Source organism: Streptomyces sp. NPDC057877 (assembly GCF_042796855.1).
Lineage (GTDB): Bacteria > Actinomycetota > Actinomycetes > Streptomycetales > Streptomycetaceae > Streptomyces.
The window spans coordinates 655,428-669,815 of sequence record NZ_JBHVMS010000005.1; the positions used below are offsets into that span (position 1 = coordinate 655,428).

Annotated in this window: 14 protein-coding genes; 6 read left to right on the forward strand and 8 right to left on the reverse strand. The window is 72.6% G+C overall.

The features are described 5' to 3' along the window. The first annotated feature begins 76 nt into the window (after positions 1-76). Entirely contained in the window at positions 77-493 is a 417-nt protein-coding gene (locus ACFVQG_RS17945; RefSeq protein WP_383383412.1) for a transglycosylase SLT domain-containing protein, read from the forward strand. Between the two features lie 87 nt (positions 494-580). Here ACFVQG_RS17945 and ACFVQG_RS17950 read toward each other — a convergent pair whose 3' ends face one another. Beyond that, positions 581-1,813, reverse strand: coding sequence for a cytochrome P450 (locus tag ACFVQG_RS17950; protein ID WP_383383415.1), 1,233 nt, complete (start codon positions 1,811-1,813; stop codon positions 581-583). A gap of 202 nt (positions 1,814-2,015) precedes the next feature. On the opposite strand from ACFVQG_RS17950, the gene ACFVQG_RS17955 reads away from it, so the two are divergent. After that, positions 2,016-3,185, forward strand: a complete 1,170-nt coding sequence (locus tag ACFVQG_RS17955) for a steroid 3-ketoacyl-CoA thiolase (RefSeq protein WP_383383418.1) — start codon at positions 2,016-2,018, stop codon at positions 3,183-3,185. A gap of 190 nt (positions 3,186-3,375) precedes the next feature. Here ACFVQG_RS17955 and ACFVQG_RS17960 read toward each other — a convergent pair whose 3' ends face one another. Further along, a complete protein-coding gene (locus ACFVQG_RS17960) occupies positions 3,376-3,627 on the reverse strand; it encodes a hypothetical protein (protein WP_383383423.1) in 252 nt (83 codons plus the stop codon). A 163-nt stretch (positions 3,628-3,790) separates the two neighbouring features. Next, entirely contained in the window at positions 3,791-5,854 is a 2,064-nt protein-coding gene (locus tag ACFVQG_RS17965) for a bifunctional glycosyltransferase 87/phosphatase PAP2 family protein (protein WP_383383426.1), read from the reverse strand. 288 nt (positions 5,855-6,142) lie between these two features. Here ACFVQG_RS17965 and ACFVQG_RS17970 point away from each other — a divergent pair, with 288 nt between their 5' ends. Beyond that, positions 6,143-6,814 carry an O-methyltransferase gene (locus tag ACFVQG_RS17970; RefSeq protein WP_383383429.1) on the forward strand — a complete coding sequence of 224 codons (672 nt, stop codon included), beginning with the start codon at positions 6,143-6,145 and terminating at the stop codon, positions 6,812-6,814. A gap of 31 nt (positions 6,815-6,845) precedes the next feature. Here ACFVQG_RS17970 and ACFVQG_RS17975 read toward each other — a convergent pair whose 3' ends face one another. Beyond that, entirely contained in the window at positions 6,846-7,238 is a 393-nt protein-coding gene (locus ACFVQG_RS17975) for a hypothetical protein (RefSeq protein WP_383383432.1), read from the reverse strand. Between the two features lie 133 nt (positions 7,239-7,371). Here ACFVQG_RS17975 and ACFVQG_RS17980 point away from each other — a divergent pair, with 133 nt between their 5' ends. After that, positions 7,372-7,776, forward strand: coding sequence for a DUF1992 domain-containing protein (locus ACFVQG_RS17980; RefSeq protein WP_383383435.1), 405 nt, complete (start codon positions 7,372-7,374; stop codon positions 7,774-7,776). A gap of 114 nt (positions 7,777-7,890) precedes the next feature. Here ACFVQG_RS17980 and ACFVQG_RS17985 read toward each other — a convergent pair whose 3' ends face one another. Together ACFVQG_RS17985 and ACFVQG_RS17990 are read right to left on the reverse strand one after the other, a co-directional pair. Then, positions 7,891-8,256 carry a hypothetical protein gene (locus ACFVQG_RS17985; RefSeq protein ID WP_383383437.1) on the reverse strand — a complete coding sequence of 122 codons (366 nt, stop codon included), beginning with the start codon at positions 8,254-8,256 and terminating at the stop codon, positions 7,891-7,893. Between the two features lie 190 nt (positions 8,257-8,446). Next, positions 8,447-9,163 carry a hypothetical protein gene (locus tag ACFVQG_RS17990; protein WP_383383440.1) on the reverse strand — a complete coding sequence of 239 codons (717 nt, stop codon included), beginning with the start codon at positions 9,161-9,163 and terminating at the stop codon, positions 8,447-8,449. A gap of 119 nt (positions 9,164-9,282) precedes the next feature. On the opposite strand from ACFVQG_RS17990, the gene ACFVQG_RS17995 reads away from it, so the two are divergent. Next, entirely contained in the window at positions 9,283-9,867 is a 585-nt protein-coding gene (locus tag ACFVQG_RS17995; protein WP_383383443.1) for a GNAT family N-acetyltransferase, read from the forward strand. Here the strand turns inward: ACFVQG_RS17995 and ACFVQG_RS18000 are convergent. Further along, complete coding sequence (locus ACFVQG_RS18000; protein ID WP_383383446.1) at positions 9,782-11,833, reverse strand: DHA2 family efflux MFS transporter permease subunit; 2,052 nt, start codon at positions 11,831-11,833, stop codon at positions 9,782-9,784. The two genes, ACFVQG_RS17995 and ACFVQG_RS18000, sit on opposite strands and share 86 nt — an antisense overlap. A gap of 215 nt (positions 11,834-12,048) precedes the next feature. Here ACFVQG_RS18000 and ACFVQG_RS18005 point away from each other — a divergent pair, with 215 nt between their 5' ends. Then, positions 12,049-13,260: a peptidoglycan-binding protein gene (locus ACFVQG_RS18005; protein WP_383383450.1), complete on the forward strand. Its 1,212-nt coding sequence runs from the start codon at positions 12,049-12,051 to the stop codon at positions 13,258-13,260. A 378-nt stretch (positions 13,261-13,638) separates the two neighbouring features. Here ACFVQG_RS18005 and ACFVQG_RS18010 read toward each other — a convergent pair whose 3' ends face one another. Then, positions 13,639-14,304, reverse strand: a complete 666-nt coding sequence (locus ACFVQG_RS18010; RefSeq protein ID WP_383383453.1) for an HAD family hydrolase — start codon at positions 14,302-14,304, stop codon at positions 13,639-13,641. Positions 14,305-14,388: the final 84 nt, after the last annotated feature.

A 14,388-nucleotide genomic window follows, 5' to 3' on the forward strand; every position in this document is an offset into this window, starting at 1 on the left:
CCAGCGCATGCCCCCGCCGCGCACCGCGTGGTCACGGCACGCCGCGACACCACCGTCCCCGAAGAAAAGGTTCACCGTGCCCGCCACCTTCATCCGTCGCATCGCCGCCCCCAAGAAGGCCCTCACCGGTCTCGCCGTCGCCGCCGCCACCGCCGGTATGGCGCTGAGCGCCGCTCCGGCCCACGCCGCGACGACCGCTTCGGCGTCGGACGCCAAGGCGATCGCGAAGCAGATGATCCCGGACACCACGCAGTACAACGCGTTCAGCAAGATCGTCCAGCACGAGAGCGGCTGGGACGTCGACGCCACCAACCCCAGCTCCGGCGCCTACGGCCTGGTCCAGGCCCTGCCGGGCTCCAAGATGGCCTCGGCCGGTTCCGACTGGAAGACCAACGCCAAGACCCAGATCGAGTGGGGTCTCGACTACATGAACGACCGCTACGGCAGCCCGGTCGGCGCCTGGAACTTCTGGCAGGCCAACGGCTGGTACTGACCGGCACCCGCGCACCGCGCGACCCCTTGGTACGAAGGCGGCGGCCCCCGATCCCCGGGCCGCCGCCTTCACCCTTTCCCTCGGGCGTCAGGCGCTGACCCGCAGCTCCTTCACCCCGTTGATCCAGGCCGAGCGCAGCCGCCGTGGCTCCCCGACGAGCGTCAGTCCCGGCATGGCGTCGGCGACGGCGTTGAAGATGAGGTCGATCTCCAGCACCGCCAGGGACTTGCCCAGGCAGTAGTGCGGTCCGCCGCCGCCGAAGCCGAGGTGGGGGTTGGGGTCCCGGGTGACGTCGAAGGCGCCGGGGTCGTCGAAGACCTCGGGGTCGTGGTTGGCGGAGGCGTAGAAGAGGCCGACCCGGTCGCCCTCGGCGATCCGCCTGCCGCCGAGTTCGGTGTCCTGGGTGGCGGTGCGCTGGAAGGAGACGACGGGGGTGGCCCACCGTACGATCTCCTCCGCCGCGGTCGCCGGGCGCCGCCTCGTGTAGAGGTCCCACTGCTCGGGGTGGGTGAGGAAGGCGTGCATGCCGTGGGTGATGGCGTTGCGGGTGGTCTCGTTGCCCGCGACGGCCAGCATCAGCACGAAGAACCCGAACTCGTCCGAGGCCAGGTTGCCCTCGTCCTCCGCCGCCACGAGCGTCGTCACGATGTCGCGGGCCGGGCGGCGTTTGCGGTCGGCGGCCATGTTCATGGCGTAGGCGATCAGCTCGGTGGCCGACTCCTGGCCGACCTCCTCGGTGATGGCGTACTCCGGATCGTCGTAGGCGATCATCCGGTTGGACCACTCGAAGATCTTGGCGCGGTCGTCCTGCGGTATCCCGATCAGCTCGGCGATGGCCTGGAGGGGCAGTTCGCAGGCGACCTCGGTGACGAAGTCGAACGGCCGGTCCTGGGCGCGGGCCCGCTCGACGATGGCGTGCGCCCGCGTCCGCAGCCGGTCCTCCAGCGCCCGGATGGCGCGCGGCGTGAAGACCCGCTGCACGATCTGCCGGACCCGGGTGTGCTCGGGCGGGTCCATGTTGAGCAGGATCAGCCGCTGGGCGTCGATGGCGTCGCGCTCGATGTGCTCGTTGAAGCGGATGATCGCGGTGTTCGCGGTGGACGAGAAGATCTCCGGGTGCGTGGAGACATAGCGGACGTCGGCGTGCCGGGTGACGGCCCAGTAGCCCTCGTCCTGGAATCCGGCCAGTCCCGCGCGCTGCGGGATCCAGCGGACCGGTTCCGCCCGGCGCAGCTCGGCGAACTCCGGCAGCGGCACACGGCGGTGGAGCACGTCGGGGTCGGTGAAGTCGAAGCCGTCGGGCAGCGCCGGGCAGGGCATGGGCAACTCACTCCAGCCATCTGACGGTCCATCAGAAGTTGCCGTGACGGTAGTGAGGGAGACCGAAGACCGCAAGACCCGTGCGGCGGCGGGCTGCAGACCCCTTGCGGTCATGGACGCCGCGTCAGCAGACTGCAGACAGAACTAGAACACGTACTAGTTACTGGTTCTGAGCCGCCTCCACGACGAGAGGACCGCCCCCATGGCCGCCGAACCCGTCATCGTCGAAGCCGTCCGCACCCCCATCGGCAAGCGCGGCGGCACACTCGCCCAGCTGCACCCCGCCTATCTGCTGGGCGAGACCTACCGCGAACTCCTCGGCCGCACCGGCATCCCCGCCGACTGCGTGGAACAGATCGTCGGCGGCACGGTCACCCACGCGGGCGAGCAGTCCATGAACCCGGCCCGCACCGCCTGGCTCACCATGGGCCTGCCCTACGAGACGGCCGCGACGACCGTCGACTGCCAGTGCGGCTCCTCGCAGCAGGCGAGCCACATGACGGCCAACATGATCGCGGCGGGCGTCATCGACGTCGGCATCTCCTGCGGCGTGGAGTCCATGTCGCGGGTGCCGCTGGGCTCCGGCTCCAAGCACGGTCCGGGCAAGCCCTTCCCCGACGAGTGGAACGTCGACCTCCCCAACCAGTTCCAGGCCGCCGAGCGCATCGCCCGCCACCGCGGCCTGACCCGGGAGAACGTGGACGCCCTCGGCCTGCTCTCCCAGCAGCGGGCCGCGCACGCCTGGTCCGAGGAGCGCTTCAAGCGGGAGACCTTCGCCGTGCAGGTCCCCACCACCGAGGAGGAGCAGTACGCCGGTCAGGGCATGTGGCGCCTGGTCGACCGCGACGAGGGACTGCGCGACACCTCCGCGGAGGCGCTGGCGGGCCTGAAGCCGATCATGCCGACGGCCGTCCACACCGCGGGCAACTCCTCCCAGATCTCCGACGGCGCCGCCGCGATCCTGTGGGCCTCCAAGCGCATGACCCGCGCCCTCAAACTCCGCCCCCGCGCCCGCGTCGTCGCCCAGGCCCTGGTCGGCTCCGACCCGCACTTCCACCTCGACGGCCCCATCGACGCCACCCGCGCCGTCCTCGGCAAGGCGGGCATGTCCCTGCGCGACATCGACCTCGTCGAGATCAACGAGGCCTTCGCGGCGGTCGTCCTGAGCTGGGCGCGCGTCTTCGACCAGGACCTGGAGAAGGTGAACGTCAACGGCGGCGCGATCGCCCTCGGCCACCCGGTCGGCGCGACCGGGGCCCGCCTGATCACCACCGCCCTGCACGAACTGGAGCGTACGGACAAGGAGTTCGCGCTGGTGACGATGTGCGCGGGGGGCGGGCTGGCGACGGGCACGATCATCCAGCGGCTCTGACCGCTCGGGCGGGCGTGCGCCGTCGCGGGCGCCGGTGAGCGTGGCGGGGTCCCACGGCGGCAGCCCCGGCATCGGCAGACGACAGACGGCAGACGGCAGTAGACAGATGGCAGACGGCAGTCGGCAGACGGCAGACGGCAGTAGACAGACGGCAGTCGACAGTCGGCAGTCGGCACCGAGCGTGCGAGCGTCAGGCGGCCCGTTCCCATTCCGGTGGGCGGTCCGCCGCGGCGCGTTTCTCGCGGGACCGCAGGACGGCCCAGGTGACGGCCGACGCGCAGGCGGCGTACCAGGGCAGTGGCCAGGCGGTGTGCCACCAGGCGGGTGAGGGCGCGAGGAGCAGGTCCGTCGCGGCGGTGAGCATGCCCGCCGCCAGGCTCCAGCACAGCAAGCGGCCCGCGTGACGGGCGGTGGACAGGGGTGACCTGCCGGGGTGGGGCATCGCGCGACGTCCTTCGGAGAGCCCTGGGAAGTACAGAGCAGGAGTACGGATCAGGAGCACGGAGGAGGACTCCGGGCCCCTGGACGTCGTAAGTGTGCAATGCACGAAAGGGCTTACTCCAGGTATGACCATGATCGGTCATCAGTCGGTCATATTTGCCCTTTCACTCGGCCGCCACATAACGGCCCTCCGCCGAGGAACTCGCCGACCCGCCCCCCTTCCCGTCCCCGTCCCGCGCCTGGGGGCGGGCCCGCGGCCCCTGGAAGACGAACGCCAGCCCGAAGCCCGCCGCGACCACCACCGCGCCGCCCACCGCGTCGAGGACCCAGTGGTTGCCGGTCGCGACGATGGCGGAGGCGGTGAACAGGGGATGGAGGAGGCCGAGGGCCTTCATCCACGCCTTCGGGGCGACGATCGCGATGATCACCCCGCACCACAGGGACCAGCCGAAGTGCAGCGAGGGCATCGCCGCGTACTGGTTGGTGAGCGCGGTCAGGGTGCCGTAGTCGGGCTTGGTGAAGTCCTGGACGCCGTGGACGGTGTCGATGATGCCGAGGTCCGGCATCAGGCGGGGCGGGGCGAGGGGGTAGAGCCAGAAGCCGACCAGGGCGAGCAGGGTGGTCAGGCCCAGGGTGGAGCGCGCCCAGCGGTAGTCGACGGGGCGCCGCCAGTACAGGATGCCGAGGACCGTCAGCGGGACCACGAAGTGGAAGGACGTGTAGTAGAAGTCGAAGAAGCCCCGCAGCCAGTCGATCTTCACCACGGCGTGGTTGACCGCGTGCTCGATGTCCAGGGCGAGCGCGCGTTCCATGTCCAGGATCTGCTGGCCGTGCGCCTCCGCCCGCTCCCGGCCCCCGGAGATCGTGCCGCCGGTCGCCGCCAGGCGGACCTGGGAGTAGGCGGCGTAGGTGACCCGTATCAACAGGGCCTCGAGGAGCAGGTTCGGGCGGACCAGGACGCGGCGCAGGAAGGGCAGCAGGGGGATGTGGCGCCAGCGGGTGGGGACCGGTGGGGCGTACTCCGTGGGGATGGGCTCGCGGAAGTACGGGGAGCCGCGCAGCAGGAAGGGTACGGCCGTGGCGGCGGCCAGCGCGGCGAGCAGGACGATGTTGTCGCGCAGGGGGTACAGCGCCGCCATGTTCGGCAGGATCCACTTCGCGGGCAGCGACATCACCAGGATGACCGCGACCGGCCAGACCAGCCGGTCGGAGGCGCGTTTGCCGACCCGCCCGACGACCGCGAGCAGCACCCACAGCAGCTGGTGCTGCCAGGCCGTGGGCGCGATCAGGATCGCGGCGCAGCCGGTGACGGCGACCGCGAGGAGGAGTTGGCCGTCGTGGGCGTAGCGGACGGCGCGGCGCAGGGCGAGCACCGCGACGGTCGCGCCGATGAGCAGGAAGAGGGCGATCTCCAGCGGCCCGGACAGGCCGAGCCGCAGCAGGGCGCCGTGCAGGGACTGGTTGGCGAGCGCGTCGGCGCGCCCGCCTAGACCGACGCCCGCCAGATGGTGGACCCAGTAGGTGTACGAGTCGTGCGGCAGCGCCGCCCAGGCCAGCGCCGTACACCCGGCGAACGCGGCCCCGAGGGACGCGGCGGCCCGGCGCCGCCCGGTGAACCACAGCAGCGCGGCGAACAGCAGCACGGTCGGCTGGAGCGCGGCGGCAACGCCGATCAGCGCGCCGCTGGCCCGCTCACCGCGCACGACGAAGCAGCCGAGGAGGACGAGCAGGACGGGGATGATGCTGGTCTGGCCGAGCCAGAAGGCGTTGCGCACGGGCAGCGACAGCATCAGCAGACAGATCGCCACGGGCGCCGCGAACAGCGACGTACGGCGGCTCACCGGCTGCGGCAGGGCGCGCGCGGCGACCAGCCCGAGGGCGGCCACCAGCAGCAGCGTGCCGAAGGTCCAGCCCCAGCCGAGGGCCTGTTCGGCCGAACGGGTGAGGGGCTTGAGGACGAGCCCCGCGAACGGGGTGCCGGTGAAGCGGGTGGAGTCGTAGAGCGAGCCGGTGACGTGCAGGACGCCGTGCGGGCCGACCCAGGTCTCCAGATCGGTCAGCCGTTCCCCGCGGGGGGTGCTCAGGACGACGGTGATCTGCCGTACGGCGAGGATGGCGGCGACCACCCACAGACCCGCGCGGGCCAGCCGCAGCCGAGCCCCGGCCGTGCCCACGGCCGTCGCTCCGAGCGGCTCCGGCGGTCTCCCGGTGCGTTCCACGTTCGCCACGCCTAGTCGGCCCTCCCACCCCGTCCGTCCCACGCGGCTGGCGCGCGGGATCGATCCCTTCGCGAACCCCCGAACTGTATGAGGCTCGCACCACCCCCGGAGGGAGACGCAGGCCATCCCCGCTTCACCTGACGTCCGACCTTCCTTTGTCCCGAAGACGATAGTGCGGCGGGGTTCGGGTTGCTTCCACTCGACGCGATATGGATCACATACGAAGGCCTACACGGGATTACCCTCTTTAGGGAAACTAGTTAGGGTTTCTAAACAGGCATACGAGAGGCAGAGCGTATGAGCGAGTCGAAGACCTGGGACGCCGTCGACGATTACTTCTCCGGCCACCTCGCCCCCGACGACGAGGTGCTCCGGGCGGCCCTGCGCGACAGCGAGGCCGCCGAACTGCCGCACGTCAACGTCAGCGCGCCCCAGGGCAAGCTCCTCCACCTGCTGGCCCAGCTCCAGGGCGCCCGGACCATCCTGGAGATCGGCACCCTCGGCGGCTACAGCACCATCTGGCTGGCCCGCGCCCTGCCCGCCGACGGCAGGCTGATCTCCCTGGAGTACGACCCCCGGCACGCCGAGGTGGCCAGCCGCAACATCGCCCGCGCGGGCCTGGAGAAGCTCGTGGAGGTGCGGACCGGCCCCGCCCTGGACGCCCTCCCCCAGCTCGCCGACGAGAACCCGCCCCCCTTCGACCTGGTCTTCATCGACGCCGACAAGGCCAACAACGCCAACTACGTCGAGTGGGCCCTGAAACTCACCCGCGCGGGCAGCCTGATCATCGTCGACAACGTCGTCCGTGGCGGCCACGTGGCCGACATCGGCAGCACGGACCCCGCCATCCGCGGCACCCGCGCCGCCATCGAACTCATCGGCGCGCATCCCCGGCTGGACGGTACGGCTGTCCAGACGGTGGGATCGAAGGGGTACGACGGCTTCGCGCTGGCCCGGGTGCTGGGCTGAGGCACCGGGGCGCGCCGCCCGGTGCCCCGCGTCAGACCTCGTGGTAGAAGCCGACGTTCACCGTCCGGGGCCCCGTGCGGTCCTGGATGACCAGCTCGCCGTTGCCGCCCCTGGGCAGGGGGACGGTCGTGCCGTAGACGAGGGGCTGGGCGTACTCGCCGACCGTCAGGCGGACCTCGGAGGACGGGTCGGGCTGGGAGCCGCGCAGCCAGCTCACCTGCCAGGTGCCGTCCGGGCCGCACACGAACTCGAGGTGGACGCGGGAGACGAACAGCCAGTCCTGCGGCGTCGCGAGGCGGCACACCGCGCGGTCCCTGCCCACCCGCAGCACGGCACCCGGGTCGCTGGGCGCGTCGGCCATGAGCATCCCGGCCGTGGCGCCCTCGTCCGCCCCCGAGACGGTGGCCATGGTGAGTTCGAGCACGTGCGCTCCCTGTGAGGTGTCCCCGCGCGGCGGCGTGAGGGTCCGTCGAACGTCCTTGGGCGGCGGCCGCCTTGGGCGCACCGCCGCCGAATGATAAAACGCCCGGCCCGGTCCCGTCCGGCACAATGGGTCCATGACCGAGCGAAAGCCACCGGGTGTGCCGTTCGAGTCGTGGGTGGACAAGCAGATCCAGGACGCCCAGGCCCGCGGCGACTTCGACCGGCTGCCCGGCGCGGGCAAGCCCCTCCCCGACCCCGCGGGGACGTCGTACGACGAGAACTGGTGGATCCGGCAGAAGCTCGCCCGCGAGGGCATCTCCGTGCTGCCGCCCGCCCTGGAGCTGCGCAAGGAGGCCGAGGAAGCCCTCGCGGCGGCCCTGCGGGCCCCTTCGGAGCGCCTCGTCCGGGAGATCATCGCGGACGTCAACGCCAGGATCCGCGACATGCTCCTCAAGCCACCGCCCGGCCCCCCGCTGGGCCGCAAGCCCTACGACGTCGAGGACGTGGTGCGACGGTGGCGGGAGGGCCGGGCGGAGTGACCTGGGGGTCCCTACTGGTGACTTGAGGTTTTCCGCTGGTGACCCGAGGTCCCGACTGGTGACCTGGGGTTCCCTGCTGGTGACCTGGGGTCCCTACGGGTGACCTGGGGCTCGCTACTGGTGCAGTAGCCGGTCCGCCAGTTCGCGGTAGTCCCGCAGGGCCAGCCGGAGTTGTTCCGTGTCGGCCGTCGTGGTGCGCTCCTCGTCCGTGTCCTGCCAGGACATGCGGAGGGTGCGGCGCCGCTGGGTCACGGCGTCCGTGAAGCGCGCGGCGATCTCCTCCAGTGCGTGGTCCGCCTCCTCCACGGCGGACCGGGGCCCGTCGATGAAGCCGGAGACGGCGTGCTCCATCCGCCGGGTGAGCTTGTCGCTCTCCTCGTGCGGGAGGAGGGGGGCGCGGTGGGAGCCCTCGGCGGTGGTGCCGTGGGCCGCGTGAGCCCCATGGGTCCCGTGACCCGCGGGCGCCGCGGCCTCGGCCACACGCGCCGCGTGAGTCCCCTGCGACCCAGGGGCCCCAGTCGCCCCAGGGCTTCCAGGAGTCCCAGGCACACCCTGCGCCCCCGGCGCACCGGACATCGTCCCGTGCCCCGTGATGTCCTCCCGGCGCTGCGCACCCCGGTCCGGGTTCTCGTCGAACGCGCCGGTCGGCCGTGTCGCGTCGGACATGTCCTCAACTCCCCTTCGGATGCCGCCTGCCGAAGGCCCACGGCAGATGGGCCCGGCCGCCCGCGTGGGCCGGGGCACGCCGCTCACCGGTGTCCCCCGCCGGGGTCCGGCCGGTGTCGGTGTCGTCCTGGCGGGACGGGGCCACCAGGTCCTCGAACAGGGCGCGGGCCTCGACCATGGCCTCGCGCATCTCCTCGGTGACGGCGCCCGCGTCCCGCCCCTCGGCGGGACGCCCGTCCGCCGTCCCGCCGACGGGCGCGTGGGCGACGCGGTGCACGTGCCGGTAGCCGTTCACATGGTCCGCGTGGTGCACGGACAGCGCGGCGAGCTGTTCCTCGTACTGCCCGCCGTCCGGGAAGCCGCGCGCCCCGGCGACCTCCGCGAGCAGCCGGTCCGCCTCGGACACCGCCTCCCGCGGCGAGTCGACGAAGCGCTCCTGCGCGGCCGTCCAGCGAGCCTCGAACTGCTGGCGCTGGGCGGGTGCCAACGGCCGTTCGCGCAGGTCACCATGGCGCTCCAGACGCCCGGCGAGTTCCCGCTCGGCCGCCTTGGCGTCGCCGTCGTGCCGCGCCACGACCCGGTCGTACTCGGGTCCGAAGCGCCGCTTCAGAGACGTACCGCCGACGCCGCCGCGGCGGGTGCGCAACCCCATCACGGCCGCCGCGACGATCACGACGGCCGCCACGATCACGATCAGAGCAATGATCCAACCAGTGGACATGAATGCCTTCCGGGTTCTCGACCCGACCGGCCGCACGGCCGGTCCGCCTGCCGGGTTGCCCCGGTGACGGCACTCAAACGGTTCGTGAAGGCCGCCGCGCCGACCCCACAATGACCGGCATGGACACGACCGAGGCCTGGACCGTCGCCCCCGAACCCGTGGGCTCCCCCGTCGCCGCGGCCCTGTGGCGGGCGTACTACACGGAGGTCAGCGACCGCTGGTACCTGCTGCACGAGGGCCACCGCACCGACCCCGCCGAACTGGAGCGGGAGATCGCCGCCGACCCCGGCGAGGGCCTCGCCCCGCCCGCCGGACGCCTGCTGGTGGCGCGGTACGGCGGGACACCGGCCGGAATGGCGGGCGTACGGCTGCTGGACGCGACGACGGCCGAGCTGAAGCGGGTGTTCGTGGCCGAGGGCATGCGCGGCCGGGGCGGCGCCCCGCTGCTGGTGACCGCGGCCGAGGACGCCGCCCGCGCGCTCGGCGCGACCCGGATCGTCCTCGACACCCGCAGGGACCTGGTGGAGGCACGGACCCTGTACGCCCGCCTCGGCTACCGCGAGACCCCGCCGCACAACGCCGAGCCGTACGCCGACCACTGGTTCGCCAAGGACCTGCTCAGCGCGAGCGGGCCAGGGGCCGCGGCCGGTCCTCGTGCGGCTGCTCCCGCGTCGAGCCGCACAGCTCGTCGTTCAGCTCCCTGACCAGCTGCACCAGATCGGTGGGCCGGTCCGGCCCCCACCAGTCGCCGAGCAGCTCGGACAGCGACTCCTCGCGGGCCCGCGCCAGCCGCTCGGCGACCGTCCGCCCCGCCTCGGTGTGCCGCAGGTCCAGGCCCTCCCGGACGGCGAGGCGGCGCTCCTCGAGCTGCCGGGCGGCCTCCAGGATGACCGGCAGCGGGACGGGGCTCTGGTCGGCCAGCACACCCGGTTCCACCGAGCCGTACTTCTTGATCCGCAGCAGCATCCAGCTCGCCGCGGGCAGCAGGTCGTAGCCCGCGCGTTCGGTGATCCGCCGGTAGATCTCGCGGCGGCCCTCCCGCGTGCCGAGCACCGACAGCGCGCGGCACACCTCGTCGTACGACGACCGCTCCACCGGATTGCTGGCCAGCGTCTCGCTGACGTCGGGCGCCGTGACCGAGCCGCGCAGCCGGTCCTCCCTCAGGAACCAGGCCAGCACGAAGCCGAGGAGGGCGACGGGGGCGGCGTACAGGAACACGTCCGTGATGGCGGTGGAGTACGCCTCCAGCGCGGGCGGGCGCAGTGGCGGCGGCAGGGCGGCGATGCCGCGCGGGTCGGACTCCAGACCCTCGACGGAGGCGCCGGGCGGAAGGGCCGTGCCCCGGAAGGCGTCGGTCAGCTCGTCGCCGAGGCGCCCCGCGAAGACGGTCCCGAAGACGGCGACACCGAACGACGCCCCGATGGACCGGAAGAAGGTCGCGCCGGAGGTGGCGACGCCGAGGTCCTCGTACGAGACGGCGTTCTGCACGATCAGCACCAGCACCTGCATGACCAGGCCCAGACCGAGTCCGAAGACGAAGAAGAAGGCGCTCATCTCGGCGGTGGAACTGTCGGCGTCCATCTCATGGAGCAGCAGCAGCCCGAGCGCGGTGATGCCCGTCCCGGCGATCGGGAACACCTTCCAGCGGCCGGTGCGGCTGACGACCTGCCCGGAGCCGGTCGAGGCGATCAGCAGCCCGAACACCATCGGCAGCATGTGGACGCCGGACATGGTCGGGCTCACGCCGTGCACGACCTGGAGGAACGTCGGCAGGTACGTCATCGCCCCGAACATGGCGAACCCGACGATCAGGCTGATGACGGCGGAGAGCGTGAAGGTGCGGATCCGGAACAGCTTCAGCGGCAGTACGGGCTCGGCGGCCCGGCGTTCGACGCGCACGAACGCCACGGTCAGCACGGCCGCCAGCACCACCAGCCCGATGATCTGCGGAGAGCCCCAGCTCCAGGTGGTGCCGCCGAGGGAAGCCGCGAGGACCAGGCAGGTGGCCACGGAGGCGATGAGGAAGGTGCCGAGGTAGTCGATGGTGTGCCGGGTCCGCTTGGGCGGCAGGTGCAGCACGGTCGCGATGACGGCGAGCGCGACGACGCCCAGCGGCAGGTTGATGTAGAACACCCAGCGCCAGCTGAGGTGTTCGGTGAACAGCCCGCCGAGCAGCGGCCCGAGCACACTGGTCGCCCCGAACACGGCCCCGAACAGCCCCTGGTAGCGGCCACGGTCGCGCGGCGAGACCAGATCCCCCACGATCGCCATCGACAGCACGATCAGCCCGCCACCGCCCAGCCCCTGCACCGCCCGGAAGGCGATGAGCTGCGGCATGTCCTGCGCCACGCCGCAGAGCGCGCTGCCGACGAGGAAGATCACGATCGCGGTCTGGAACAGCCGCTTGCGCCCGTACTGGTCGCCGAGCTTCCCCCACAGCGGGGTCGCGGCGGTCGACGCCAGCAGATACGCCGTCACCACCCAGGAGAGATGGTCCAGGCCGCCCAGTTCACTAACGATCGTCGGCAGCGCGGTGGCCACGATGGTCTGGTCGAGGGCGGCGAGCAGCATGCCGAGCAGCAGCGCGCCGATCGAGACGAGCACATTGCCGGGAACGTGCTCCTCACCCCCCGCACCGGGTGGCCGGTTGTCACGCACGTTTCTCGCCATACCGTGCGTCATATCGCGCGGCTCCCCCGCCATGAAGACCTCCCGGGGCTCTTGTGACACCTTCCATCGTGGCCGCTGTGTCCGGTTATGGCCTGTCGAGTCCGATGGGAAGAGGTCCTTCCGCAGGTCGACGCGCTGATGAGGGGGGATCGCGCGAAGGCGGTGTGCTCGCGGTCTGCATAATCTGTGGAGTTCGCAAGGGGAGGAACGAACGCATGGCCGAGCCGAAGGGGCATCCGTGCCCGCAGTGCGGGGCACACCGGGGGACGGACAACACCCCGTCCTGCGCATGCGGCCGACAGGCGTCGGACGCACTGCGCCATGCCCGTACGGCGGAACAGGCGGCGGCGGAGGACTTCGACCCGCTGCGGATCCGGCCGTACGTGGACCTGGAGGGCGACGGGGCGGACGCGGGGACGCCGGAGGCTCAGCCGTCGCCCGCCGCCCCGGACGCCGAGGACACCGCCGCCGAGACGACCGTGGCCCCACACGCCGTGCACCCCGCCGCGCCTCCCACGGCCGAAACGACCGTGGCCCCACACGCCGTGCACCCCGCCGCGCCTCCCACGGCCGAGACGACCATGGCCCCACACGCCGTGCACCCCGCCGCGCCTCCCACGGCCGAGACGACCATGGCCCCACACGCCGTGCACCCCGCCGCGCCTCCCACGGCCGGGACGGCCCCGCTGCCGACGCCCCTCGCCCCCTCGGGGACCGAGCCGAGCGCCACGGACCTACGGCTGTTCGAGGCCGGTGAGGGACCGCCGCCGAGCGCGCCGGACGCGCCCGTCACCAGTGGGCGCGGGCCCCGTCGGCGCCGTACCGTGCTGCTCGGTGCGACCGCCGCGGTCGTCGCGGTGGTGGCGGCTGCCGGGCTGGCGAACGGGGTGTTCTCCTACGACGCCCCGACCAGGGACGACGCGATGCCGCAGGACGTGCGGGAGGCGGTTCCGGACACCCAGTCCACCGAGTCGTCCTCGGCCCGCCCCTCCCCCAGCGGCACCTCATCGGCCACCGCCTCGGCCTCCGCGTCCCCGAGCCCGTCGACCAGCGAGAGCGCCTCGCCCTCGGCATCCGCGTCGAGCGCCGAACCGTCCACGTCCACCTCACCGAGCCCGTCGTCCACGCCGACCAGCCCCCCGCCGACAGCCGCCGCCACCGGCACCCTGAGCCCCACCGAGGAGGACGACCAGCCTTCCCCGGGCCCCGTACTCCGCCGCGGCGACCGAGGCCCCGAGGTCACCGAACTCCAGCAGCGCCTCCGGCAGTTGTGGCTTTTCAACGGTGATGCCAACGGCTACTACAGCCGCCACCTCGAGGATGCCGTCCGCACTTACCAGTGGTCCCGCGGCGTCCAGCCCGACGAACTCGGCGTGTACGACGTGAAGACCAGGGCCAGGCTGGAAGCGGAGACGTCGGAGCCGTAGGGCGCGTCAGGCGGCGCCACGGCGTGGGCGGGTCCAGCCGGGCCGAACCCGGGGCCTGCGAGCCGACGGAAGACGAGCAACGCCCCGACCGGAGCCACGGAGCTGTCCCGACGTACAGCCCCACCACGTGGACGCGACCCACTCCGGACCGGGGCCGCGGATCAACGAAGAGGCCAGAGCCACACCGGAACCGGAGACACGGCAGCCCCGGCCGGGGACGCGGGCCTCACCGGCATACGGCATCGCCACACGGACGCGTTGGCCCACCACCCCGGATCCGGTGTGGCCCGTAGCGGAGCCGAACTCGCCGACCGGGCACGGAACCGCCCCGCCCCTCACCCCAGCCGCGCCGACGCGACGCGACCCCCGGCCCGCGACTCAGCCCACACCCTCCACGTGCAGCCGTATGACCCCGTCGACCGCGTCCACCCGCACCTGCGTCAGATCCCGGACCACCACATCGGGCCGATGGATCCCGGCCCGCGGCCCGACCCCCACGACCCGCATGCCCGCCGCGCGCCCCGCGGAGATCCCCGCGCCCGAGTCCTCGAAGACGACGCAGTCCGCGGGCGCGACGCCCAGCTCCGCCGCCCCCTTCAGGAAGCCCTCGGGGTCGGGCTTGCTCGCCCCGACGGACTCCGCGGTGACACGCGTCTCGGGCATCGGCAGCCCGGCGGCGGCCATGCGCGCGGTGGACAGCGCGACGTCGGCGGAGGTGACCAGGGCGTGCGGCAGACCACGCAGGGCGCCGAGGAACTCCCCGGCGCCGGGCACGGCGACCACGCCCTCCACGTCGGCGGTCTCCTCCGCGAGCATCCGCGCGTTGTCGGCGTGGTTCTGCTCCATGGGCCGACTGGGCAGCAGCAGCGCCATGGAGGCGTACCCCTGCCGCCCGTGCACGACCTTCATCACCTCGTCGCCGTCCAGCCCGTGCCGCTCGGCCCAGCGCCGCCAGACGCGCTCCACGACGGCGTCCGAGTTGACGAGGGTGCCGTCCATGTCGAGCAGGAGGGCGCGGGCGGTGAGCACGGTCGTGGCCGTCATCGGCAACTCCAAAGCGCGGGGAAGGGGCCCAGGGGCGGCCCCCGGGGGAACAAGGCGGCCCCGCCCGCCGGTCAGGGAAAACGG

Coding starts and splice junctions, on each gene's coding strand:
- ACFVQG_RS17970 (WP_383383429.1), top strand. CDS start 6,143: ATGAGCGAGTCGAAGACCTGGGACGCCGTCGACGATTACTTCTCCGGC.
- ACFVQG_RS18005 (WP_383383450.1), top strand. CDS start 12,049: ATGGCCGAGCCGAAGGGGCATCCGTGCCCGCAGTGCGGGGCACACCGG.
- ACFVQG_RS17995 (WP_383383443.1), top strand. CDS start 9,283: ATGGACACGACCGAGGCCTGGACCGTCGCCCCCGAACCCGTGGGCTCC.
- ACFVQG_RS17960 (WP_383383423.1), bottom strand. CDS start 3,627: ATGCCCCACCCCGGCAGGTCACCCCTGTCCACCGCCCGTCACGCGGGC.
- ACFVQG_RS17990 (WP_383383440.1), bottom strand. CDS start 9,163: ATGTCCACTGGTTGGATCATTGCTCTGATCGTGATCGTGGCGGCCGTC.
- ACFVQG_RS18010 (WP_383383453.1), bottom strand. CDS start 14,304: ATGACGGCCACGACCGTGCTCACCGCCCGCGCCCTCCTGCTCGACATG.
- ACFVQG_RS18000 (WP_383383446.1), bottom strand. CDS start 11,833: ATGGCGAGAAACGTGCGTGACAACCGGCCACCCGGTGCGGGGGGTGAG.
- ACFVQG_RS17980 (WP_383383435.1), top strand. CDS start 7,372: ATGACCGAGCGAAAGCCACCGGGTGTGCCGTTCGAGTCGTGGGTGGAC.
- ACFVQG_RS17950 (WP_383383415.1), bottom strand. CDS start 1,813: ATGCCCTGCCCGGCGCTGCCCGACGGCTTCGACTTCACCGACCCCGAC.
- ACFVQG_RS17955 (WP_383383418.1), top strand. CDS start 2,016: ATGGCCGCCGAACCCGTCATCGTCGAAGCCGTCCGCACCCCCATCGGC.